We start from the raw sequence: 24380 nt of genomic DNA, 5'->3' as shown, positions 1-24380 counted from the left end.
GAGAACGAGGACGCGGGCGAGGGCAAGGACGACGAGGCCAGGGACTCGGGCACGAACGGGAACGACAGTGACGGCGGAAGCGGCAGCAGTGGGAGTGCCGCGGCACCGGCTCCGGAGCCGGTGAAGTAACAGGAGCAGGAGCAGGAACGGCACCGCACGGCGGAAGGGCCGGTGGCCGGAGCGCGCACAGCGCCGGCCACCGGCCCTTTCCCGTTCCCCGGGCCCTTCCCTCGTGCGCCCGGGGCTGAGGTTTCCCGGACGGATGTGAGAAAACCCGAGCAGAGCGGTACAGAGGGAAGCGAAAGAAACAGGGGAAACAGGGGAAGGCGATACGGGACACCCGGGCACACGACCCGGACCCCGGAATCCGGGACACGGGGCCCGACGAGCTTCGAGACGAAGGAGAGAGACCGGCCGTGACCAGCACTCCGATCCATACCCTCAACGACGGCAGCACGATCCCCGCCCTGGGCCTGGGCACCTATCCGATGGACGACACCGAGGCCGAGCGGGCCGTACGCGGGGCGCTTGAGTCCGGCTACCGGCTGGTGGACTCGGCCGTCAACTACGGCAACGAGACCGGTGTCGGGCGGGGCGTGAAGAGCAGCGGGGTGCCCCGGGAGCAGGTGGTGGTCACGACCAAGCTGCCGGGCCGGCACCACGGCTACGAGGAGACCCTGGCCTCCTTCGAGGAGTCCCGGCGCCGGCTGGGGCTGGAGTATGTGGACCTCTACCTCATCCACTGGCCGCTGCCGAGGGTGGACAAGTACCTGGACTCCTGGCGGGCGATGATCAAGCTCCGCGGGGACGGGCTGGTCCGTTCGATCGGGGTCTCGAACTTCACTCCCGCCCACATCGAGCGCCTGGAGGAGGAGACGGGGGTGCTGCCCGCGATCAACCAGATCGAGCTGCACCCCTTCTTCCCGCAGGAGGAGCTGCGCGCGTACCACACGAAGAAGGGGATCGTCACGGAGAGCTGGAGCCCGCTGGGGCGCGGCACCACACTGCTGGACGATCCGGCCCTCGGCGAGATCGCCCGGGCCCACGGTGTCACCCCCGCACAGGTGGTGCTCCGCTGGCACACCCAGCTCGGCGCCCTGCCCATCGCCAAGTCGGGCAGCCCGGAGCGGCAGCGGCAGAACCTGGACGTCTACGGCTTCGAGCTCACCGCCGACGAGATGGCCGCCGTCGCGGACCGGCCGCACCGCCGGGTGGGCGGCGACCCGGAGGAGCACGAGGAGTTCTGAGCGGGCGAGCATCCGGCCCCGGCCCCGGCCGCAGGAATCAGGGCCGGGGCGGGGGCTCGGCCCGGGCGGCGGCTTCCGGCTCTCCGGCCGGGGGCCGCGGGGCCGGCGCCGGCGTGCGCCGGCCGGCCTGGACGAGGACGAAGGTGACGCTGATCAGCAGCGCCCAGGCACCGAACTTCTGCCAGCCGACCGGCTCCCAGCCGTCCAGCTGGTGGGGGTAGCGCCAGGCACCCAGATAGGTGGCGAGGTTCTCCGCCACCCAGAGGAAGAACCCGATCAGCGCGAAGGACAGCGCCAGCGGCATCCGGCGCCGCACGCCCCGCACGGTGTAGTGCACCCAGGTCCCGGCGGTGACCGCCAGCAGCAGCGCGGCCAGCGGCCACCGGGCGTCGGGCAGCCAGTGGTGGGTGAAGAAGTTCAGGTAGACCGCCGCCGCGACGGCCGCCGTCAGCCGGGGCCGGTAGCGCGTCAGCCCCAGGTCGAAGAGACGCCAGGCGCGGCAGACATAGCTGCCCACGGCGGCGTAGAGAAAGCCCCCGTAGAGCGGCACCCCGGCGAACTTGAGCAGCGCCGGCTCGGGATAGCTCCAGGAACCGAGGGCGACCTTCACCAGCTCGAAGGCGAGCCCGATCACATGGCAGACGGCGATGACCGCGAGATCCCGCCCGCTCTCCCAGCCGCGCCGCCAGAAGAGCAGGGTGAGCAGCACCCCGTACACCACCAGCAGGTCGTAGCGGGCGACCGGCAGCCGGGGCAGCGCCTGGGAGACGGCGACGCCCGCGAGCAGCGCGATGGCGTAGGCGCAGGCCCGGGTCTGGGTCGCGGCGAAGTCGAGCAGCTGGCGGAACGGCGAGGGCGCGGGGCCGGCGGGAGGCGCGGGCGGTATGAGGTACATGGTGTCCGTGGAGACGTGCGTCCCGCCGGACATGGTTGCGGCGGGACGCGCACCGGCCCCGGGCCGGGACCGGACGGCCGGGCCTGCCGTGCCGCCGGGCCCTCAGCGGCGCGGCAGCCGGATGGCAGGCAGCCGTCGGCCCGGACCGGACGGCCGGACGACGGGCGTCAGCGGCCTGGGCGGCGGACGACGGGGCGGCAGGCGGTCAGCGGCACGGACGGTCGGCGGCCCGGCCGGCGGGACGGCAGGCGGTCAGCGGCCCGGCAGGCCGGACGGCGGGCGGTTACGCGCGGAAGAGGGCGCGGACCGACTCGTCGTAGGCGGCGCTGATCGCGAACGCCTTCTCCGCCAGCGCGAGCCGGCGGGCCGGCGGTACGGCGGCGGGGGCGCCCCCGCCGCGTTCGAGGAGCTCCAGGATTTCGGCGTAGTCGTCGGGGTCGCTGAGCGGGACGACATGCTCGCAGTTCTTCGCGGCCCCGCGCAGCATCGCCGGGCCGCCGACGTCGATCTTCTCGCGGAAGGCCGCGAAGTCGAGGTCCGGCTCGGCCTCCGGCAGCAGGTAGTAGTTGCAGCAGACCAGGTCGATCCGGGTGATGTCGTACGCGGCGATCTCCGCCAGGTCGGACGGGGTGTCGCGGGCCAGGATGCCGCCCATCACCGACAGGGTGAGCGTCTTGACCCTGCCCCCCAGCAGGGTGGGCGCGCCGGCCAGGTCGGCGACCCGGCCCACGGAGTGGCCGGCCCCGGCCAGCAGTCGCTGGGTGCCCTCGGTGGCCACCACGTCCCAGCCGAGCCGGAGGAGTCCGGCGGCGAGGGTCCCGATGTTCCGCTTGTCGCTCACGGCGAGTACGGCGAGCATGTCACTTCCCCTCGGTGGCGGCGGTCCCGGTGCCGGCGGTACTCCCGGTGTTTCCGGCGGCGGGGTCGGCGCTGGCCGGCCTCCCGGCAGCAGCACCGGCACCGGCATCACCGGCGCCGGCGGGGACCTCGATCAGGGCGTCGCGGTGCGAGCCGACCGAGACATACCGCACCGGTACGCCCACCAGGTCCGCGATGCCCTCCACATAGGCCCGGGCGGCGGCGGGCAGCCGGTCGTACCGGCGGATCCCGGAGATGTCCTCGTCCCAGCCGGCGAAGGTCCGGTGGACCGGCCGCATCCGGGCCAGCGCGGCCGGGCTGGTGGTGAACTCGGTGGTCACCAGGCCGTCTTCCTGCTCGTAACCGGTGCACACCGGGAGCTCGCCGGTGCCGGTGAGCTGGTCCAGATTGGTGAGGGCGATCTCGCCGGCGCCCTGGACCCGGGCCCCGTAACGGGTGGCCACCGCGTCGAAGGCGCCGAGCCGCCGGGGCCGGTTGGTGGTGGAGCCGTACTCGCCCCACTGACGGCGCAGCCGGTCGGCGCGCTCCTCGTCGTACTCCGTCACGAACGGACCGGCGCCCACACAGGAGGCGAACGCCTTGGTGACCCCGACGACCCGGTCGACCCGGGCCCAGGGCACGCCGATGCCCACCGGGGCGTGACCGGCCAGGCAGTTGGAGGAGGTGGTGAAGGGATAGATGCCGAAGTACAGATCGCGCAGCGCGCCGAGCTGCCCCTCCGCCAGCACGGTGGCGCCCGCTTCGAGGGCCCCGGCCAGCAGCCGGCTGGTGTCGGTGACATACGGCTCCAGCCGGTCCCGGACCCCGGCCGCCCAGCGCTCGACCTCGGCGGGGACCAGCGGGTCGGCGCCGTAGACCCGGATGAGCCGCTCATTGGCCCAGTCGACCACCGGGGCCAGCCGCTCGGTCAGGCTCTCCTTGTCGAACAACTCCCGTACCAGCAGGGTCTTTTTCATGACCCGGTCGCCGTAGGCGGGTGAGATGCCCTTGCGGGTGGAGCCGTACTTGCCGTGCGAGAGGCGTTCCTCCTCCAGCGCGTCCAGGTCCCGGTGGAAGGGGAAGCAGACCGACGCCTGGTCGGAGACGAGCAGCCGCCCGGTGTCGACGCCCTGGCCGGCGAGGGCGTCGATCTCCTGGAGCAGCCCTTCGACGTCCACGGTCATCCCCGGGCCGAGGACACCGGTCACCCCCGGCCGCAGCACACTGCTGGGGAGGCTGTGCAGCTTGAACATGCCCCGGTCGGTGTGAATGGTGTGGCCGGCGTTGCCGCCGCCGTGGTAGCGGACCACATAGTCGGCGCCGGCCGCCAGGTTGTCCACCATCCTTCCCTTGCCCTCGTCCCCCCAGTTGAGGCCCACGACAGCCATGAGCACGATACGAACTCCTCCGTGTGAGTGATGCGCGGGCGATGCGATCGGTCCGAACAGGCCTGAACAGATCTGAACGGTACGGGCGTTGCGAGCGGTACGGGCGGCGGAGCCGCCGTCAGCGGACGAGCGTCCCGGCGACCCGGTCGCGCAGCAGGGAGCGGGTGGCCACGGCGATGACGGCCGCGAGCAGCGCCCCGGCCAGCGCCAGCAGAAAGGCGGTCCTGGGCACCGCCGCGTCCACCAGCGGACCGGCCGCCGCGCTGCCCAGGGCGGTACCGCCGGCCGTCGCGGTGCTGGTCCAGATCCGGGCCTCGGTGCCGGTACCGGGCGGCGCGGTCAGATCGGTGATCTCGTACGCCGCCGCGTTGAGCGGGGCCATGGAGAGCCCGGCGACCGCGAACAGCGCGACCAGCACCCAGAGTTGCGCCGGGATCAGCAGCGGCACCAGACCGGCCGCCATGGCGAGTGAGAAGACCAGATAGGAGCGGGTCAGCGCGAGGGCGTCGCGGGGCACCACCAGCAGGGTGCCGCCGATCAGGCTGCCGAGCGCGAAGCCGCCCAGCAGGACGCCCGAGACCCCCGACCGGCCGCCGGCGGTGGCCGCGGCGGCCGCGCCGACCTGGACGGCGCCGATGGTCACCCCGAGGGCCGCCCGGGAGGTGAGCAGCGAGAGCAGGGCCGGCGACCGCAGCGGGCCGGTCAGCCCCCGCTCGGCGTGCCCGGTGCCGCGCCAGGCGCGCGACGGCGGGGTGGCGGCGAAGACCAGGGTCGCCACCACCGCGATCAGCGCGGAACTCACCACCGGCCAGGCGGCCGGCAGCACGGCGACCAGCCCGCCCGCGAAGACCGGCCCCAGGATGAAGCCCAGCTCCAGGACCACGCTCTCCAGCCGGTAGGAGGCGCGCCGGTCGGCCTCGTCCGTCAGCAGCTCGATCCACAGGCTCCGTACGCAGGCGGGCACCGCCGGCCGGGCCGCCCCCGCCACCGCGCCCAGGGCCGAGAGAACGGCCAGCGGCGCGGTGGGCACCGCCACCACCAGCAGCAGGGCCAGCCCGTGCAGCAGGGCGCTGCCGATCAGCGTCCAGGTCTGGCCGTGGCGGTCGATGAGCCGGCCGATCGGCGGGGAGCCCAGCGCCGTACCGATGCCGTACGCGCCCGCGACGGCACCGGCGGCGGCGAAGGAGCCCCGGGCGTCCTCCAGGAAGAGGACCAGGGACAGGACGACGGCGCCCGCCGAGACCCGTACCGCCAGATTGGTCAGCACCAGACGCGTGGCGTACGGATGGGAGAGTACGCCGCGCCACCGCTTGATCATGTCGCCTTCTCGGAGGGTTGGTTCGGCCGGCCCGGGGGTCCCTCCCGGAGGTGCCGGGACGCCGGAGTGCCGCCGCGACGCCCGGGAGCCGGGCCCCGGAAGCCCGCGACGCCCGGGAGCCGGGGTGGTCAGGACAGGAGTTCGCGCCTCCGTTCGGCGACCCGGCCCCAGACGTCCGGGTTGAGCGCGCTCGGCGGCTGGGTGCCGTCGAGCGCGGTCACCAGCTGGGTGGCGGCGTTCATCGCCAGGGCCCGCTTGGTCTCCACGGTGAAGTCCGCGACATGCGCGCTGAGCACGACATTGTCGAACTGCAGCAGCGGGCTGTCGTCGGCGAGTGGCTCGTCCTCGTAGACGTCGAGCGCGGCGCCGGCCAGCCGGCCGGCGCGGAGCGCCCGTACCAGGGCGTCGGTGTCGACGACCCGCCCCCGGGAGGTGTTCACGAAGTAGGCTCCCCGCTTCATCTGTTCGAAGGTCTTGTCGCTGAACATGTGCTCCGTCTCGTCGTTCAGCTCCGGGTGGGCGGTGACGAAGTCGGAGGCGGCGAGCAGCTCTTCGAGCCGTTCGACCTTGGTGGCGCCGACCTCGGCCATCTTCTCGGCCGGGACGTAGGGATCGTACGCCAGGACCCGCATCAGGAACCCGCCGTGGGCGCGCCGGGCGGTCCAGCCGCCGACGTTGCCGAGGCCGACGATGCCCAGGGTCTTGCCGGTCAGCTCGACCCGGTGGGAGGTGAGGCGGCTCTCCCAGGCGGCCCGGTTGCCGTGGCGGTGCACGGCGGTGAGGTTCCGGGTGAGCGAGAGAAGCAGCCCGAAGAAGTGTTCGGAGACCGGCTTGCCGCCCAGGCCGGGGTTGTTGGCGACCACCACACCCGCCTCGGTGGCCGCCGCGATGTCGATGTTGTCGACCCCCCGGCCGCTGGAAAGCACGGCGAGCAAATGCGGTGCGGCGGCGAGCAGTTCGCGGTCGACCCGGGCCGGATAGCGGGCCACCAGGCCATGGGCGTCGGCCACGGCGGCGAGGACCGCCGCCCGGTCGGAGTCGTCGACGCGCCGGACATGGGCGTGCCGCTCCAGCAGTTCTTCGGCTTCGGCGGCGTACATCGGGCCGATGAGGAGGACGTTCGGTCGCATGGTCGTGTCGCTTCCTGAAGTGCGTACGGAGACGGGACGAGGAACGGCGAGAGGACGGGGGCCGGGGGACGGACGCCGGTGCGTACGGTCGGGCCCGGCGTGCGACGGATACGGAGGGCCCGGACGGAACGGAGGGGGCGGACGGAGGGGGTGGGAGGTGCGGTGGAGGCGGGAGGTGCGCTGACAGGTGCCGGCGGGGCCGGGTCAGGAGGCCAGTCCGGCGGCCAACAGGGTTTCCAGAGGGCGGAGTTCACCGGCCCGGCTGGCGGCGAGCAGCCGCTGGGTCAGTTCCGTCTGCTCCACCCGCGCGGCGGTGAACCGGGGCCGGCCCTCGGCGAGCCGGTCGTGCGCCCTGCCGTACAGCTTGCGGCAGTAGACCTCGCTGATGCCCAGCACGGCCGCGATCTCGCGGTAGCTGTACTCGAAGGCGAGCCGCAGCACCAGGACGGCACGCTCGGCCGGTCCGAGCAGCTCCAGCAACCAGGCGACACCGCGCCGGAGTTCGTCGGTCCGCTCCACGGTCTGGAGCGGCTCCTCGGCCGTCGTGGCGGGGGCGAGATTCTCCTCCGGCACCAGGGTGCCGACATAGGAGACCCGCCGGGTGTGCGCGGACTTCCAGTAGTCGGCGCAGAGATGGCTCACCACGGTGGCGAGGAAGGCCCCGTGGTTCTCCACGTTCTGCACGTCGCGCGCGGTGGTCCAGCGCAGCCAGGCCTCCGAGATGATGTCCTCGGCCTCCTCGGCCGAGCCGACGCGCTGGTACGCCAGCGCCTGGAGGCTCGGCCTGCGGCGCTGGAACTCGTCCTGATCGAGCTGATCGAGTCCCCGGACGGGCCGGCGGTCGTGGCCGCGGGTGCCGTGAGCGGGGGTGCCGTGGGCGGGGGTGGCCGCGCTCATGGGCCCGGTCAGCCCCGGCCCTCGGCCAGCACCTGCCGCAGACTCGCGCCGAAGGCCGCGCCGAACTCCTCGACCTCCGCGTCGCCCATCGGTGTGGAGACACAGCCCAGACCGCTGTCGCCGATGTGGACGCCGTGGTCCAGCAGTACCCAGTAGAGCCGCTTCATCGCCGCCGCCGGGCTCGCGTACCCCTCGGGCGCGCTGGTGGCCAGCACCCGGAAGAGCGAGCCGAGGCCATTGACCCGCCAGTCGAGCCCGGTCTCCTCGATGGTGCCGCGCATCGCGGTACGGAGCCGTTCCCCGAGCTCCCCGATCCGTTCCACGGCCTCCGGGGTCAGCAGCCGGAGCGAGGCCACTCCGGAGGCCATGCTGACCGGGTTGGCGTTGTAGGAGCCGGAGTGCGGCAGCGCCGGGGCGCCCTGGCTCGGGTCGAAGACCCGCATCACCTCCCGGCGGCCGGCGACCGCGCCGATCGGCATGCCGCCGCCGACGACCTTGCCGAGCACGGTGAGATCCGCCTCGCCGCCGAGCAGTCGCAAGGCGCCGTGGTAGCCGACGCGGTACGAACCGACCTCGTCCGAGATGAGCACGGCGCCGCTCTCGTCGCAGAAGGCGCGCAGCGCGTCCAGGTACTCCTTGTCGGCCGGCACCAGACCTATGCGCCACGGCACCGGGTCGATCAGCACACAGGCCAGGTCGGCGGCGTGTTCCCGGAGCACCGCCAGCGCGCCCTCCGGGTCGTTGAAGGGGATGACGACGGTGTTGGCGACGACGCCCTCGGGGTTGCCGGTCACCGCGTGGCTGATCAACGAGCCGGAGCCGTCGTTGTTGACCGCGACCGCGTCATAGGCGCCGTGGTACGCGCCCGCGATCTTGGCGATCTTCGGGCGCCGGGTGTGGGCGCGGGCGGCCTGGATCGCCATCATCACCGCCTCGGTGCCCGAGCTGGTGAACCGGACGTGCTCGAAGGTCTCGTTGCGGGCGGTGAGCGCCTCGGCGTACTCCACCTCCACCGGGGTGGGCATGCCGAAGCTGGTGCCCCGGCCGACCGCCTCGGCGATCGCCTTCACCAGCTCGGGGTGGGCGTGGCCGTGGATCAGGGTGGTGCTGTTGTTGAGGAAGTCGAGCCGCTCGACCCCGTCGGCGTCGGTCACCCGGGCCCCGCTGCCGGACCGGATGTAGACCGGATAGGGGGAACTGTAGACGGCGGTGCGGCTGTTGCCGCCGGGCATGACCTCGACGGCACGGGCGTAGAGGGCGGCGGACTTCTCGGTGTTCATGGTGGGGCCTTTCGCTCACGGGAGTGATGAACGGGGGTGAACAGGGGTGAACGGGGGTGACGAACGAAGTCGCGGGGGCTGCGGGCCGGCGGGCCGGGTCCGGCCGGGCCGGCCCCGGGACCGGGCCGAGCCGCCCGACGAGTGGTTCGGCCGGCCGGCGGGCCGGCGCACACCGCGCCTGCGGCCCCGGTCGCGAGGTCAGCGGTCAGTGATCAGTTGTCAGTTGTCAGCGGTCAGCGGCGGTCCTGATCGCCACGTCCGCCGTGAAGTGCGGTCCGGCGAGGGTGACCGGCGTCCCGGCGGGCACCCACCCGGGCGGGTCGCCGGCGGCCACCGGGGACCCGGCCCCGGTGGCGAGCCGCCCGGCCAGCCGGGCGGCGAGCACCGGTGCCAGCGGGCCCGCCACCTCGGAGAGGGTGCGTACGGCCATCAGCTCCAGCGCCACACAGGTACGGGCATCCCCGGAGCCGGGCGCGGCGGCCAGCACGTCCTCGCACGCCTCGGCGAACCGGCGGGCCCGGCGGACGAAGAGCCGCAGCAGCTCGGCCGCGCCCCGGGCGTCGAACCGCTCCGGCTCCAGCGCGCGCGGCACCTGCTCGCGCAGCTCCCGGATCTGGCCGTAGAACCGCTCGGCCTCGGCGTTCCAGCTGCCCGCCTCGGGAACGGTGCCGCCGAAGTGCTTGGCCAGCCGGGCGTCGACCGAGGCCAGCCAGCTCTCCCAGCCGTCGATGAGTTCGGTACGGACGAACCCGGCGTACTCCGCGATGTCGAAGTCCCGGCGGCGGACGTCCGGTCGGGTGGCGGCGAGATACAGCCGGAGCTGGTCGCGGGTCTCCTCCCGGAACACCTCACGGCCCCAGACGGCGTGCAGCCGGCCGGTGGAGAACTTCTGGCCGCCGAGTGTGTAGAACTCGTTGCAGATCATGGTGTCGGGGAGCGCCACCCGGTCGGTGAACGCCCCGAGCACGGCCGGGAAGACGATCGTCCGCAGAAAGGCGTTGTCGAAACCGAAGAAGAGCACCGTGCGCGGGTTCTCCGCCGCCGCGTACTCCCGCCAGCCGGCCGCGCCCCGGTCCCGGGCGAGCGTGTCCAGAGCGGTGAGGAAGCGGGCCGCCAGCTCGAAGGCCGAGTACAGCCGCTGGCCGCCGGTGGCACCAGCCGGGTCGGCCGGGACCGGGATGCCGTCCGGGGCGACGGTGCTCACCGGCAGGTCCGGCAGCGGACCGGCCAGCACACGGTCGGTGTACGCGCGCAGCCGGGCGCTCATCCGGACCGTCCGCAGCCAGCCGGTGAGCCGCTCCCTGAGCGGTTCCAGCGGCAGATACCAGCGGGTCAACTGCCGTTGTTCGGCCGGGCTTCCGCAGCGGGCACAGCCGGGATCCCGCAGCTCCTCGTCAGCGAACGGCAGTGCGCACGCCTCGCACTCGATGCCGGCCGTGTCCCGGGAGCCGCAGTGCGGGCAGGCCCCGGTGACGAACGCCTCGAAGAGGAAAGTGCCGCAGGGAGCGCAGTAGTTGGCCGGTACGGTTCTGGCCACGACCGCGCCCCGGTCCCGCAGTTCCTCGAAGACCTCCCGTGCCACCCGGGGGTACTCCGGCGCGGAGGGGCGTACGAAGACCGACCACTTCACATCCGCCGCCGCCAGCGCCTCCTGGATGGCGTCGGTGTTCCGCTCGGCCAGCTCGTAGAAGGAGAGACCCTCCTTGCGGGCGGCGGCGGCCACCTGGCTCTGGTGGCCGACGGTGCCCAGCAGCAGATGCGCCTCGGTCCCGCGCGCCGCCAGACCGCGCCGTACCAGGTCGGCGCCGAGGTACGGGCCGACCAGATGACCCAGGTGCAGTTCGCCGTTGGGGGTGGGGAAGGACGGCAGCAGCAGGACCGGCCGTCCGCCGCCGGCGGGGTGTCCGGCCCGCTGCCGGTGGGCCCGGTCGAGCGCCGTCATGTCCTCCCACCAGGTGGTGAGGAAGGTCAGCGGACGGTCGGCTGCGGTATTGCGCAGGGTGTGGGTGGAGAGCGGCGGCAGCCGGATCGTGTCACCGCCCCGTACCGGCGCGGACTTCCGGTCGGACACCACCTCGCCCTCGCCGTCCAGGATCACCCAGACCTCGGTGTCGTGATGGTTGTGCGGGGCCGTGATCTCGCCGGGCCGGAGGGTGACCCGGCGGAGGTTGAAGGGCAGCGGGCCGTCGCCCTCGGCCCAGTCGGGCTCGGCGCTGCGGACGAAACCCGGGAGGTCGAGTTCGGCGGTGGTGCGCGGGATGGGGATGAGGTGCATGGCGGGACGCGGGGCGCCGTACGGCCGGACGGCCGGGGGACGCACCACTGCTCCTCTCGTCGGGAAGTCGGGCTCCGGGTCGGTCGGTCGGTCCTGAACGGCTCGTCCTGAACGGTCGGTCCCGGGCGGCCCGGGGCGCTCGGTCCTGGGCAGTCCTGGTTGGTCCGGGGCGCCCGGTCCCGGGCGGTCGGCCTCTCGCCGGTCCGGGCCGGGTCCGGGCCAGGTCCGGATCGAGTCCCGGGTCAGGTCCGGGCCGGATCCGGGTCAGGTCCGGCCGGCGGTGACGGCTCCGGGGCGGCGCGGCTCCGGGGCGCCGGGGTTCAGGGGCGCCCAGTCCAGGGCGGTGCTGACCGGCCCGGTGTCGTAACGCTCCTGTCCGAGCAGGCTGTTGAGGATGACGGCGCTGCGCCAGGCCAGCAGGGACAGATTGGGGTCGGCCACTCCGAACTCCCGCCGCGCCGCGTTCTGGACATAGACGCGGTTGCCGGCCGGGCCGTCCCAGTCGAGGCTGAAGTCGGAGCGCACCACCGGCTGTCCGTCCTGGAGGGTGAGCCGGTCCTTCAGCCCGAGCAGCAGATCGGGCATGCCGTGCTCGTAGCCGGTGGCGCACACCACCATGTCCACCGTCTCGCGCACCGGGCCACCGCCCCGGGCCGGCTGCCAGGTGGTCACCACGCCCTCCGGGCCGGGGGCCAGCGCGGTGAGGCGCTGGTCGAGCAGGACCCGGCAGGGACGCTCCTCGCCCTCCAGCAACTCCAGGTCGTACAGGCGCCGGTAGACGGCTCGCAGGGTGGAGAGCGAGATGCCGTCGCTGGCCATCCGCAGCCGTTCCACCACCTCCTCCCGTTCGGTCTCGGGCAGGCTGTGGAAGTACCGGCTGTAGTCCGGCAGGAAGAGCTCGTCCACGAACGGACTGTCGTCCAGAGGCAGCAGATTGGCGCGCCGGGTGCCCCAGACGATCCGGGCGGGGCGCCGGTCCCCGAGGGAGAGCAGATACTGCACCACCTCCGCGCCGCTCTGGCCGCCGCCGACGACGGCCACCCGCCGGCCCGCGAAGTCCCGCTCGCCGCCCAGCAGCCGCTCGGCGTGGAAGACCGTCTCCGGGTCCTGGCCGGCGGCGCACTGGGGCAGCCGGGCGGTGAGTCCGGTGCCGGTCACCACATTGCGGGACCGGTACACCCCCTCGGTGGTCTGCACCCGGAAGGCGGAGCCGTCCCACTCGACGGTCTCGGTGGTCGTGCCGAAGCGCAGATTGTCCAGGCGTTCGGCGGCCCACCGGCAGTACTGCTCGAACTCCCGGCGCGGCACCTTGGAACGGCCGGTCACCAGCAGCCGGTAGAGCCGCTTGGTCTCCACCAGGAAGGCCGCGAAGGAGAGCGGGTTGGTGGGATCGACCGGGGTGACCAGGTCCTTGAGGAAGTGGACCTGCATCTCGGCCTCCGGCAGCATCAGGCCGGGGTGCCAGTCGAAGGCCGCCTTGCGGTCGAGGAACACCGCGTCCAGGCCGGGTTCCCGCGAGGCCAGCGCGGCGAGGCTGAGATTGGACGGGCCTATTCCGATGCCCACCAGGTCGTAGGTGCGGGTGGGTGTACTCATATGGGCTCCCGTTACTGGTGGGGGCGTTCGGCGTCGGTGGCCTCGGGTGCGGGAGCGGCCCGGTGCGCGGGGGTCCGGTGGGCGGAGGTCCGGTGGGCGGGACCGGCCCGGTGCGCGGGATCCCCGGGCCCACCGGCGCCCCCTGGGCCGTCGAGGGCTCCGGACCCGCCAGGATCCCCGGGCCCACCGGCGTCCTCGGGCCCACCGGGGTGTCCGGGCCCGTCGGTGACCTCGTGGGCCGGCTCCCAGCCGATTCCGCGACCGGTGAGCGAGCGCATCACCCGGGCCGTCAGCTCCTCCGGGAGGGCGAGGTGCGGCTTGAGCCAGCCGGGACCGGTGACGGCGCCCCCGGCGAGCAGCCGGGCGCCCTCGGCCAGGGTGAAGCCGGTGGTCCTGGCCATGGCGGAGAGGCCGGTCGGCTCGTCGGCGCGGTCCAGCACCGTGGTGCGGAAGGCGGCCGGGCGGCCGGCCAGTTCGCCGCGGGCGACCAGATCCAGCACCACCAGGTCCCGGTCGCCCGGCCTGGCCCGCACCCGGGGCGCGAGCACCCGCTCGACCACCCGCCGGGGCACCACCCGGGCGCCGTCCACCTCCACCGGCCGGTCGGCCAGCAGCCCGAGCCGGTCCAGTCCGTTGACGGTGCCGGCGAAGCCCGGCCGGCGCAGGGTCTTCTGGGTGCAGTCGGCGTCCCGGAGGGCGGGGTGTTCACCGAGCCAGGGGGTCATGCCGTCGTGGTACGCCTCCAGCGGGCCGATGCCCGGGTAGTCGCGGGTGACCACCCCGGAGAACCGCGGGTGCGAGACGGGCCGGCCGTGGTCCAGGGCGAGCGCCTCGCGCGGAGCGATCGGCAGATGGTGGTCGTTCTCACCGCCGAAGAAGGCGGTGTAGCCGAGCGGTTCGCGCGGCTCGCTGGGTATGCCGCCGCAGGCGATGTCCAGTGTGCGCACCCGGTCGAGCCGCCGGGCCAGGTGGACCGCGAGCAGCTCCGTCAGCCCCGGCTCCAGACCGAACGGCAGCAGGGCCGTACCGCCCGACTCTTCCATGGCGGCGGCGAGTTCGGCGAGTTCCGCGGTGGGCGGCCGGGTGACGGAGGCGACCGGGACACCGGCCCGGGCGGCCGCCGCCAGGGTCGTCCGGGTCGGCGCCCAGGGCATGGCCGCCGCCACCACGTCGCTGCCGGCCAGGGCCGTTTCCAGGTCGGTCACCACCCGGATCCCGGCGGCCCGGCCGGGCCCGCCCGGGTGGTCCCGCAGCCAGTCGCGCAGTGCGCCGGCCCGGGCCGGGTCCCGGTCCAGCAGCCGGAGTTCCGCCGTCCCCGGGTCACCGGCCAGTGCGTGGGCGGCGGCCCGGCCCATCTGGCCGCAGCCGACGAGGGTCACCCGCACGGGGCCGCCCCCTCCGGCAGCTCCGGTCCGCCGGGTCCCGCCGGAGCGGTCCGTCCGTCGTCGTGCCTCCCGGGCGTCATTCGGCCGGGCCGGCGGCGGGGGCCAAGCCGGCCGTGATCTCGTCGGTGACCCGGCCGAGGAGCGCGTCGAGCCCCGGCCGGCCGGTGTGCCGGGCGATGACGGCGGCCACCCGCTGCTGGCCGAAATTCTCCGGTGGCAGGGCCACTTCGGTACCGACCGGAACCTCGGTGAAGACATGGTCGAAGCCCGGATCCTCTCCGAGCCCGGCGAGCCCGTGAAGCCCCTCGAACCGGCCGGGCCGGTCGGCCAGGACGAACCGCAGCCCGGCCTCCAGCCGCCGGTCGTGCTCCAGCCGGAGGGGTTCCCCGGTGGCCACCCGTACGACATTCTCGAAGTAGTCGACCCCGGTGGCCGCCGGAACCAGATGGGAGGCGATGTAGTCGCCGGCCGGGCGTCCGGCGATCTCGATGAAGCGCAGGCCCCGTTCGCCCCACTTGGCCTCCAGGTGGAAGGCACAGTTGTCGAAGGCCAGGGCGCCGACGATGTCCTTGGTGGTGGCGCCGATCTCGGCCCAGGCCCCGGCGGGCAGGGCGCTGGGCACCTTGTGCTCCAGCTCCAGATGGAACGGAACGCTGGTGACCTTGTCGGTGAGGGTCACGATATGGACCTCACCACCGGAGACGAAGCCCTCCACGCTGAGTTCGTCGCCCTCCAGAAACTCTTCGACGATGAACTCGGCGCCGAACTGGCGGAACACCGGGTCGAAATCCGGGCGGGCGATCCGGGTGAGCTCCGCCATCGCCACGTCCAGGTCCGCCGGGGAGCGCAACTCGAAGATCCCTTTCGAACCGGACGCGCCGGTGGGCTTGACGACAGCCGGCAGTCCGACTTCTTCGACGGCGGCTCGCAATTCCGCCAGGTCGGTGACCCGGGCGAATCGGGGCAGCACGCCCTCAAGGTGCCGGAGGGCGTCCTTCATCACATACTTGTTGCGCGCCCGGAGGGCGGCGACCGCCGGCATTCCCGGGAGCCCCAGATCGGCGGCGATGGCGGCGACGAGCTGCACATCGACCTCGGTGAAATTGGCGACACCGATCAGGTTGTACTCGACATGAATTTCTCGGGCGGCCGCGATCGAGGCATCCCGGTCGTACGTGTCCACCTGCCGGAACTCATGGACGAGCGGCCTGGCGAATTCGGGAAGGGACCGGCCGAGCAGGATCACCCGGTGGCCGAGGCGCCGGGCGGCGAGGAGTGATTCGAGCCCCTCCCGCTTGATGCGCCGCAGATTTACGAAGAGCACATGCCGTTCCGTCACGAACTTCCTCCGCGGACGTCGTACGTGCAGATGGAGTCCCCCCTGGCGCCAAACGAGTGCCATCCAAGCACAGCCCCGGAGGGTTGGGAAGGGAATGCGGGACGGATATTCGCCAATCAAGTTAGGCGTGACCGAAACCCATCGGATCCGGTTCGGCTGCCGGGGTTTCGGTCTTGATCGGAAAACTACGGGACAACGAACCGCGGATTCGCCACCGGAACGGACCGGTTAACTTCACCGATTCCACGATCCCGCAGGACGGCGGCACCCTTGCGCCGGGCATGGAAAAGCCGCCCGGGGGCGGACGGGAACGGCGAGGCGTCCCGCCGGCCGATCGGGCGGCGTACTGCCGGAGGCGGACGAGGAAAGGAGCCGGACCTCGGAATTTCCACGGGAAGCGCAGGAAGGCAGGGGCGGAGGCGAGGGCAAAGTCAGAGAGGAGCCGGGAAAGCAGAAGATCACGGAGCCGACGGAAGACCGGACGAACAGGCGACCGGCCGGCGGGCGCTCCGACAGCGGTACGGGAGGGGGCGCGGCGGCTACGCGGGGGCGGCGGCGCGCCAGTCCGTGCCCCGGGGCGCCACCACGACGGCCGAGCGCACGGCGCCGTAGTCGGCGTCGTCCCCGAGCCCGGCCGCGACTCCCCCGGCGGCATGGGTCTTGAGGGCGTCCAGCAGGAAGCGCCGGACACGGACGATGCCCCGGTCGCTCTTGCCCGGGTTCTCCCTGGTCCGGTCGACGATCGGGCCCATGCTCTCCTGCACCGCCACGTCCTGGAGGACCAGGCCCCGGATGCCGGAGAAGCTGGTGCCGGCCCGCATCGCGGCCCGGTCCTGGCCCCAGCCATTCTCCCGGGTGTAGCCCTCGCGGATGTTGTCCGGGTTGAGGGTGTCCAGATCGAGCCCGAACTGGGTGCTGAAGTACCCGGGATCGACGGGCTGTTCGTCGTTCCACCACAGGTACCACATGATCGTCCGGTGGTCGTCCACCGGCACCCAGGCGTGCCAGAGCCGGTCGCCGTTGGGGAGTTCGGGCACCACGGTGTACCAGGGCATCGCGAACGGCTTCACCCGGGCCAGGGTGTCCCCCGAGGAGAGCGAGCGCACGGCGGCGAACCGCAGGCCGTACGGCCGGGGGTCGATCTCGTCGCGCGGGGCGGTGTCGTCCAGCAGGTCCTTCAGCGGGCCGTTGCGGGCCTCGGTCTCGTGGAGCAGCGAGACATGGGCGGAGTCGATGTCCGCCTCCACACCCTGCAGCCAGTTGCAGTCCACCAGGGCGATGGTGGCGAAGACGTTCTCGGCCGGGACCTTGGTGAACGGGAACTCCGGGAAGGGGCCGGGTTTGCGGCCGGTGCCGCCGAGCCAGACCCAGACGATCCCGCCGGCCTCCACCACCGGGTGGTGCGGCAGCTTCACCCGGTCGGCGAACCGGGGTCCGTCCTCCTCGGGCTCCGAGGGGGTCTCCAGCACCGTGCCCGAGACATGGAACTTCCAGCCGTGGTAGACGCAGCGCAGCGAGCAGTCCTCGTTGCGGGCGAGCGCCAGCGAGGCGCCCCGGTGCGGGCACGCCTCGGCGAAGCAGCCGACCGAGCCGTCGTCGCCCCGGAAGAGCACATACTTCTCGCCCAGCAGCTCGACCGGGACGGGTGCGCCGCCCCGCTCCGCCAGCCGTTCCGACCGCATGACGGGCAGCCAGTACTCGCGCAGCAACTGCCCCATGGGGGTGCCCGGGCCCACCTGGGTCAGGGTCTCGTTCACCTTCCGCGTGGTCACTTCCCGGCCTCCGTCTCGACCTGTGGGGCATCTGTCGCCGCCGTGCGGCCGTACCGCGCCCCGGTATCCACCGGCTCCACCGGCTCCACCGGCTCCACCGGCTCCACCGGCTCCACCGGCCTCCGGCGGCGTACGACCACTCTTGAAGACGATTCAGGCCGTCCCGGTGTGACAGTTCCGGCCCGGCCCGCCGTGGACCGGGCGGTACGGTCAGGAGCGCAGGGCCGCGTAGGGGTGCGGCGCGTCGTCCGTCACCGCCAGAAACCGGCTGGTCAGCGCGGTCGCCTCCTTCAGGGCGGGGGCCCAGTCCAGGCCCGCCAGCCGGCCGGCGAGCAGACAGCCGAAGAGCACATCGCCGGCGCCCACCGTGAGCACCTCCTCGCCCGCCGACGCGGCCGGCTGGTGCACCGGCTCGCCCCCGTCGGCCGGCACCAGCAGCGAGCCCGCCTCGCCCAGGGTCACCAGGCAGTGCCCGCCCGGCCCCGGCAACCGTCGGGCGGTGGCGACGAGTTCGTCCGGCCCGTCCAGGTGCCGCCCCGCCCAGAGGGAGAGTTCCCGCTGGTTGAGGGCGACCAGATCGGCTCCGGCGCCCCCGGGCCGCAGCTTGTCCACCTCATTGGGGTCGGCGGACAGCAGCCAGAACGGCACCCCGAGGGAGCGGGCGGTGCCGGCCAGCCAGGCCAGCGCGGGGGCGTGATTGTCCGATCCGGCGGCCAGCACCGCCGCGTCCTGGAACAACGTCCTGGATTGGGACAACAGTTCGGGTGTGATCAGGCCGAGTGCCCGCTCTCCGAGAAACCTCTTGCCGGCTACGGACCCCTCGACCAGTTCGGCGTGGAAGACTGGCAGCGGAGCCCGCGCGGACAGCCGCACCCAGTCGACACCGTTGCCCGACAGATGGCCGCTCACCGCCGGCCCCAGTTCGCCCGCGTACTCCACCGTCACCAGCGCGGGGCGGGCCCCGCGCGCACCCAGCGCGCAGGCCGCGTTGTTGGTCACCCCGCCCCAGCGCACGGTGGCGGGTTCCTCGCCCCGGCCGAGCGGGCCCTTGTGCAGGAAGTCGAGGGTGACGGTGCCGACCAGCACCGGCCTGCCGCCCGGGCCGGAGGACGAAGACATCCCGGAGGAGAGAGACACCCCGGAGGGCGGAGACACACCGGGGGAAGGCGGGGGAAGCGTTCCGGGCGCGGGCGCCCCGGGTGGGGGCGCTTCCGGCGGGAGCGCGGCGGACGGTAGTGCTTCGGGGGAATGCGAGATGTGCTTGATGGAACTCACCCTTCCCTGCGGTCTCTTGGATCCCGTGGAGTACTTGGATCTCTTCGGTCTCTTCGGTCTCTTCGGTCTCTTCGACGGGGCCGGAGCCGGAGTCGTCCCCGGGCGCGGCCGGCGGAGCGCGGGGCGGCCGGCACCCGGGCCGCCCGGACCCGGTCCCGAGTCCTTGCCCAGCAGGCTCCGGCGGTCCCCGGCAGGCACGCCGGGCGGCCGGCGCGTCCCCGCATCGGACACCACCGGAGAGTGGCACCGCAACGGGCGCGACGGAGCGAATCGGTGACGACGCGCGCCGGGGCCACCGTCCAGGAGGAGTCCGGCCGACTGGCGGACCGGCTGATCACCGGCACGCTGACCTGGGCCTATCCGCCCGCCCTGGTGGACGAGATGGTGGCCGCCGCGGGCCGCACCGAGCAGCGCGTCCGGGCCCTGCCGGCCCGCACGATGGTCTATCACGCACTGGCGATGTGGCTGTACCCCGCGTACGGCCACGAGGAGGTGATGCGGCGGCTGCTGCGCGGGCTCGCCCGGAAGCACGCCTGGGCCCGCGACCGGCGGACACCCACGCCCTCCGCGCTCGCCCAGGCCCGCCGGCGGCTGGGCCCGGTCCCGCTGCGGCTGCTCTTCCAGGAGGTCGCACGGCGGAGCGTCCCGGAGCCGACGCCGGGCCGCCGCCGGACGGTGGCGCTCGACACCCTCGCCCTCTCCGTGCCCGACACCCCCGCCAACCGGCGGCACTTCGGTACGGCGCCGGTGCCGGGCCGGGGGCGGACGCCCAGGGCTCTGGTGGCCACGCTGGCCCACTGCGGCACCCGCCAGGTGATCGACGCGGCCGTGGGCACCCTCCCCCTGGGCGCCCCGGCGCTCGCCCTCGATCTGCTGCCCTCGCTGACCTCCCTGGGCTCCGGCACCCTGCTCCTGGGCCGGCTGGACACCCTCTCGGTGGATCTCTGGCGGCAGGCCTCCGCGACCCCGGCCGAACTGCTCTGGCGGGCCGGGCCGGAGTGGTCCCTGCCGGTGGACTCGGCACTGCCCGACGGGAGTTACCTCTCCCGGCTGAGCGAACCGCACGGCCCGTCGGGTGCCGCGCCCCTGCGGGTGCGGGTCGTCCCGGTGGCCCCGAACCGGCCGGGTGGCGCGGACCGGCTGGTCACCACGCTGCTCGGCCCGGAGGAGGCCGCCGCCGAGCAGTTGCGCCTGGCCCATCACGACCGGTGGGGTCCGGCCGATCTGCTGGAGGACATCGTGCCGGGCGGGCTGCCGGGGGCCGACATGCTGCGCTCCCGGGGGCCGGACCTGGTGGAGCAGGAGATCTGGGCGATGTTCCTCGTCCATCACGCCGTCCGTGACATGCTCGCGGACACCCAGGAGCTCGAACGGCCGCCCGGACAAGGGACGGTGGCGCCGCCCCGCCGCCCGGGACCGAAGTGGTCCGGACCGCTTGTGGGCCCCCCAAGATCGTGTTAGCTTCCCCACCAGTTCTGCCGGCACGGGCCTCACGGCACGGGTTCCGCCACCGCCACGGGCCCCGGAACCCGGGCGCCCCCGCGCCCCTTCGGCGTCGAGCCGTCACGCGGTCCCCCGCCGCCTCCCTCGCGGTGACCGCACCCCCACCACTCCACCGAGGCCGCTCCGCCCGACCCGCCCGTCAATCACCGGAGGCACTCGTTGAGTTGTCACGTCCTCGCACACCGGCCCGGACGGCATCCATGACCGGAGGCCCCGGCCCCCTCGTGGGGTACGAACTACCCGGGACGGGTCTCCCCGATCCCACCCGCTTCCTGCTGGAGACGGCCGCGGCGGCCGAGGCCGCGGGGGTCGGCCATCTGGTCCTGGCCGACCGCCCGGCCGCGAACCCGGCCCCCGGCGGCTTCGGCGCGCCGGTCGGCTCCGCCGCGCCGGCCGCCCTGATCGCCGCCTCCCTGCTGGCCGTTCGCACCACCCGTGTCGGACTGGTCGTGACCGCCACCACCGCCTACACGGAACCGTACGACCTGGCCCGGATGATCGCCTCGGTGGACCACATCAGCCACGGCCGGGCCGGCTGGCGGGTGGTGACCGGGCCCGACCCGGCCGCCGACGCCAACCACCGCCGCGAGGGCGTCGATCCGGCCACCGGCCGGGAGGCACGGGCCCGGGAGTACGTGCCGCTGGTCCGGGACCTCTGGGACACCTGGGAGGACGACGCCTTCGTCCACGACAAGTCCACCGGCCGGTTCATCGACGCCCACGGCATCCACGTACTGGACCACCGGGGCCCGGCGCTCCGGGTGCGCGGCCCGCTCAATGTCGTCCGGCCGCCCCAGGGACACCCGGTGTGTTTCGCGGACGCCGCCGATCCCCTGGTGGCGGACGCGGCGGACGTGCTGACCACCGGGGACCCCGATGTCCCGGTCACGTCGGCGGAGGCGGGCGGCCGGCCCCGGCTCGGGGTGGTGACCCCCTTCCTGGCCGGCACGGAGGCGGCCGCCCGCGACCTGCACGCCCGGTCCGGCGCCCCGCGCTCCGACCGGGACCGCGCCGTGCTGGTGGGGGACGCCGGGGGAATCGCGGAGCGCCTGAGGGCCTGGTACGAGCGGGGGGCGGTGGACGGCTTCGTCTTCCGCTTCCCGTCCCCGGCGGCGATCGGAGAGTTCACCGCCGCCGTACTCCCCCGGCTGCGCCCGGCCGGCCGGTCCGGCCCCGCACCTTCGGCCACCACGCTGCGCGACCACTTCGGGCTCGCCCGGCCCGCCAACCGGCTGGCGGAACGACTCACCGGAGCGGCCGGCCGACAGGGCGGCGAAAGGGACGGCGGACAGACCGGCGGACGGGACCGTGGGCGGACCGGTGAACAGACCGGCGGACAGGCCGCCGGGGATCCGGCCGGCGATCATGGCGCGGCCCCGCACCCCACGGGCCGGCCGCACACCTCGGGCCGGGAGAAGGGGCTGAGCGCATGACCGACCGGCGGGAACTCCATCTCGGGCTGATGTTCTGGGCCACCGGCACCCACGCCGCCGGCTGGCGCCACCCCGACGCCCGGGCGGACGCCGCGTACGACATCGAACTCATCCTGGAGATCAGCCGGGAGGCCGAGCGGGCGAAGATGGACTTCGTGTTCCTCGGGGACCGGCTGGCGAGCGACCCCGCCCTCCAGCACAGCAACCCGGCCCAGATCTCCCGCCTCGAACCGTACGCCACGGCCACCGCGATCGCCGCCGCCACCACCCGGACCGGGGTGGTGGTCACCGCCAACCCGACCTACTCCGACCCGTACACCATCGCCCGGCTGCTGGCCTCGCTCGACCAGGTCAGCGCGGGCCGGGCGGCCTGGAACCTGGTCACCGGCGCCGACGCGGCGGCGGCCTACAACTTCGGCCGGGAGGAGCACTGGGAGACCGCCAAGCGGTACGCCTGGGCGGAGGAGTGCCTCCAGGTCGTCCGGGACCTCTGGGACAGCGGGGCCGGGCCCGAGGGCGCCGCCCGGCCGATCGGCCACCGGGGCCGGTACTTCTCGGTGGACGGACCGCTGGACGTGGACCGGCCGCCCCAGGGCCAGGTGGTGCTGTTCAACGCGGGCACCTCGGACCAGTCGCGCGAACTCAGTGCCCGGGAGGCCGACATCGTCTTCGCCGGTCCGCAGCCGACCTTCGCGCTGCGCCAGGAGTACTACGCCGACATCAAGGCCCGTGCCGCCCGCTACGGCCGGGCCGACCGGATCACCATCCTGCCCGGCCTCACCCCGGTCGTGGCGCCCACCACCGAGGAGGCGGTGGCCCGTTACGACCTCCTCAACTCGCTGCTGGTGCTCGATCCCGAGCGGAAGCCGGGCGAACTCGTGCGCAAGGGCGGCATCGGGGAGGGACACAAGCGCAACCGCTCGTCGGCGGGCGAGGTCTTCGGCCTGGACCTCACCGGCACCGACCTGGCCGCCCCGGTACCGGCCGGAGTGCTGGCCGGGGTCTCCGAGGACGGTGCCCGGCGGCTGGCCGAGATCACCCGGCTGACCCGGCGGACACCCGGCGGGCCACGCCCGATCACCTACGGCGACCTGGTGCACGCCACCCCCTCGGAGCTCTCCCACACCGTGGTCGGCAACCCGGTGGAGGTGGCGGACATGATCCAGGAGTGGTTCGAGGGCGGGGCCGCCGACGGCTTCAACATCTACCCGGCGTACGTCCCCGGGGCGGTCACCGCCTTCACCGAGCTGGTGGTGCCGGAGCTCCAGCGGCGCGGGCTCCACCGCGAGGAGTACACCGGCCGCACCCTCCGCGACCATCTGGGCCTGCCGGTGCCGCCGCGCTCCTCGCGAAAGGACGGGTGAACCCGTGGGCACACTGGCCGTCGTGGGGGCGGGGACGTTGGTCTCCGGCGACTTCGCGCACCCGCTGATCGAGGACGCGGACACGGTGCTCTGCGCCGGCGGACTGATCACCGCGGTCGGACGCGCCGAGGCGCTGGCGGCGGAAGTGGCCGCGGCCGACCGGGTGCTGGACGCCGCCGGCGCCACCGTGGCACCCGGGCTCATCGACTCGCACGGACATGTCACCTTCGGGGACTACTCGCCGCGCCAGAAGGCCGTGGACTACCTGGAGGGGTATGTGCACGGCGGGATCACCCGGACCATCTCGGCGGGCGAGGTGCATGTGCCGGGCCGGCCGCGCGACCGGGAGGGCGTGAAGGCGCTCGCCGTCGCCGCCCGGGCCAGCTTCGACCGCTTCCGGCCCGGCGGGATGCGGGTGCACGCGGGCAATGTGCTGCTCGAACCGAGCCTGACCCGGGAGGACTTCGGATACCTCGCGGAGTGCGGGGTGTGGCTGGCCAAGTTCGGCTTCGGCGCGTACGAGAAGGCGCTGGACGGTGTGGAACAGATCCGCTGGGCCCGGGAGCACGGACTGGTGGTGATGTGCCACGCGGGCGGGGCCAGCGCGGCCGGCTCCGCCTCGCTGCGCGCCGGCGACCTGCTGGCCCTCGATCCGACCGTCTGCGGTCATGCCAACGGCGGGCCCACCGCCCTGCCCGACGCGGATGTGGACCGGCTGCTCGCGGAGAGCGGGATGGCCCTCCAGCTGGTCCAGGCGGGCAACCTCCGGGCGGCGCTGCGGATCGTGGACCGGACCCTGGCGGCGGGCGCCCCGGAGCGGCTGGTGGTCGGCTCCGACACCCCGTCCGGGTTCGGGGTGATGCCGCTGGCCGTGCTGAAGACGCTGGTGGAGCTCTCCGCGCTCGCCCCGCTGGAGCCGGCCCGGGCCTGGGCGCTGGCCACCGGAAATGTCACCCGGGTGTGGGGACTTCCGGCCGGCCGGCTGCGGGCGGGCGACGAGGCCGATCTGCTGGTGCTGGACGCGCCCCTGGGGTCGGTGGCCGGTACGGCGCTGGAGGCCATGGCGCTCGGGGACATGCCGGGCATCTCGGCGGTGGTCACGGAGGGCGTCCCCCGCTTCCTGGCCAGCCGCAACACCCCCCGCGCCCGCCGCCCGGCCACCCTGACCGGGTAACGGGGCGGCGCTCCGGCGACGGCTACCGGGCAGCCGGGGCAGCCCGGGGTGTGCGACGGCCCGCGCCGGGCGGGCGCGTACGGCATGCGAATGGCTCGGGGCGTCCGGCGTACGGGCTGCCGCCCGGGGCCACCGGGCGTACGCGCCGCTCCGGAGGCCGGGTGCGCGGACCGGCCCCGGGGCGTCCGGCGTACGGGCTGCCGCCGCCCGTCCGGTGCACGGGCTGCCACCCGGGAACGCCCGCCAGGCGC

At 73.9% G+C, this 24380-nt stretch carries 18 protein-coding genes; 5 read left to right on the top strand and 13 right to left on the bottom strand.

Features of this window, described 5'->3' with window-relative positions:
* Positions 1-416: 416 nt before the first annotated feature.
* Positions 417-1247: an aldo/keto reductase gene (locus tag NX801_RS29295; protein ID WP_258790986.1), complete on the top strand. Its 831-nt coding sequence runs from the start codon at positions 417-419 to the stop codon at positions 1245-1247.
* A 37-nt stretch (positions 1248-1284) separates the two neighbouring features.
* Here NX801_RS29295 and NX801_RS29290 read toward each other — a convergent pair whose 3' ends face one another.
* The 13 genes from NX801_RS29290 to NX801_RS29230 all read right to left on the bottom strand — a co-directional run bounded on the left by NX801_RS29290 (position 1285) and on the right by NX801_RS29230 (position 18499).
* Positions 1285-2142 (bottom strand): DUF817 domain-containing protein, encoded by an 858-nt coding sequence (locus tag NX801_RS29290; protein ID WP_258790988.1) that lies wholly within the window; start codon positions 2140-2142, stop codon positions 1285-1287.
* Between the two features lie 283 nt (positions 2143-2425).
* Positions 2426-3001: a hypothetical protein gene (locus NX801_RS29285; RefSeq protein WP_258790985.1), complete on the bottom strand. Its 576-nt coding sequence runs from the start codon at positions 2999-3001 to the stop codon at positions 2426-2428.
* A gap of 1 nt (position 3002) precedes the next feature.
* Positions 3003-4388 (bottom strand): adenylosuccinate synthase, encoded by a 1386-nt coding sequence (locus NX801_RS29280; RefSeq protein WP_258790987.1) that lies wholly within the window; start codon positions 4386-4388, stop codon positions 3003-3005.
* Positions 4389-4506: 118 nt separating this feature from the next.
* The gene (locus tag NX801_RS29275) at positions 4507-5706 is read right to left on the bottom strand and encodes an MFS transporter (RefSeq protein ID WP_258790984.1); all 1200 of its coding nucleotides are present in this window, start codon (positions 5704-5706) and stop codon (positions 4507-4509) included.
* 128 nt (positions 5707-5834) lie between these two features.
* Positions 5835-6836, bottom strand: coding sequence for an NAD(P)-dependent oxidoreductase (locus NX801_RS29270; protein ID WP_258790983.1), 1002 nt, complete (start codon positions 6834-6836; stop codon positions 5835-5837).
* A gap of 204 nt (positions 6837-7040) precedes the next feature.
* The gene (locus NX801_RS29265; RefSeq protein ID WP_258790982.1) at positions 7041-7733 is read right to left on the bottom strand and encodes a sigma-70 family RNA polymerase sigma factor; all 693 of its coding nucleotides are present in this window, start codon (positions 7731-7733) and stop codon (positions 7041-7043) included.
* An 8-nt stretch (positions 7734-7741) separates the two neighbouring features.
* On the bottom strand, positions 7742-9013 hold the full coding sequence (locus NX801_RS29260; RefSeq protein WP_258790981.1) for an aspartate aminotransferase family protein: 1272 nt from the start codon (positions 9011-9013) through the stop codon (positions 7742-7744).
* Between the two features lie 226 nt (positions 9014-9239).
* Positions 9240-11333: a class I tRNA ligase family protein gene (locus NX801_RS29255; protein WP_258790980.1), complete on the bottom strand. Its 2094-nt coding sequence runs from the start codon at positions 11331-11333 to the stop codon at positions 9240-9242.
* Between the two features lie 219 nt (positions 11334-11552).
* Entirely contained in the window at positions 11553-12884 is a 1332-nt protein-coding gene (locus NX801_RS29250; protein ID WP_258790979.1) for a lysine N(6)-hydroxylase/L-ornithine N(5)-oxygenase family protein, read from the bottom strand.
* A gap of 11 nt (positions 12885-12895) precedes the next feature.
* Positions 12896-14269, bottom strand: coding sequence for a saccharopine dehydrogenase family protein (locus tag NX801_RS29245; protein ID WP_258790978.1), 1374 nt, complete (start codon positions 14267-14269; stop codon positions 12896-12898).
* 76 nt (positions 14270-14345) lie between these two features.
* Positions 14346-15608, bottom strand: a complete 1263-nt coding sequence (locus NX801_RS29240) for an ATP-grasp domain-containing protein (protein ID WP_258790977.1) — start codon at positions 15606-15608, stop codon at positions 14346-14348.
* 539 nt (positions 15609-16147) lie between these two features.
* Entirely contained in the window at positions 16148-17380 is a 1233-nt protein-coding gene (locus tag NX801_RS29235; protein ID WP_258790976.1) for a Rieske 2Fe-2S domain-containing protein, read from the bottom strand.
* A 210-nt stretch (positions 17381-17590) separates the two neighbouring features.
* Complete coding sequence (locus NX801_RS29230) at positions 17591-18499, bottom strand: carbohydrate kinase family protein (RefSeq protein ID WP_258790975.1); 909 nt, start codon at positions 18497-18499, stop codon at positions 17591-17593.
* 429 nt (positions 18500-18928) lie between these two features.
* Between NX801_RS29230 and NX801_RS30885 the strand changes: the two genes are divergently transcribed.
* From NX801_RS30885 to NX801_RS29210, 4 genes are all read left to right on the top strand, one after another.
* Positions 18929-20116 carry a transposase domain-containing protein gene (locus NX801_RS30885; RefSeq protein ID WP_309505928.1) on the top strand — a complete coding sequence of 396 codons (1188 nt, stop codon included), beginning with the start codon at positions 18929-18931 and terminating at the stop codon, positions 20114-20116.
* Positions 20117-20358: 242 nt separating this feature from the next.
* Complete coding sequence (locus NX801_RS29220; RefSeq protein WP_258790974.1) at positions 20359-21591, top strand: LLM class flavin-dependent oxidoreductase; 1233 nt, start codon at positions 20359-20361, stop codon at positions 21589-21591.
* Positions 21588-22955 (top strand): LLM class flavin-dependent oxidoreductase, encoded by a 1368-nt coding sequence (locus NX801_RS29215; RefSeq protein WP_258790973.1) that lies wholly within the window; start codon positions 21588-21590, stop codon positions 22953-22955. The genes NX801_RS29220 and NX801_RS29215 overlap by 4 nt, the downstream gene beginning before the upstream one ends.
* Positions 22956-22959: 4 nt before the next feature.
* Complete coding sequence (locus NX801_RS29210) at positions 22960-24129, top strand: amidohydrolase family protein (protein WP_258790972.1); 1170 nt, start codon at positions 22960-22962, stop codon at positions 24127-24129.
* Positions 24130-24380 lie beyond the last annotated feature (251 nt).

Source organism: Streptomyces pyxinae (assembly GCF_024756275.1).
In the GTDB taxonomy this organism is placed as follows: Bacteria; Actinomycetota; Actinomycetes; order Streptomycetales; family Streptomycetaceae; genus Streptomyces; species Streptomyces pyxinae.
Note: the sequence above shows the minus strand (reverse complement) of the source record. Positions and strands in the feature narration are given on the sequence as shown.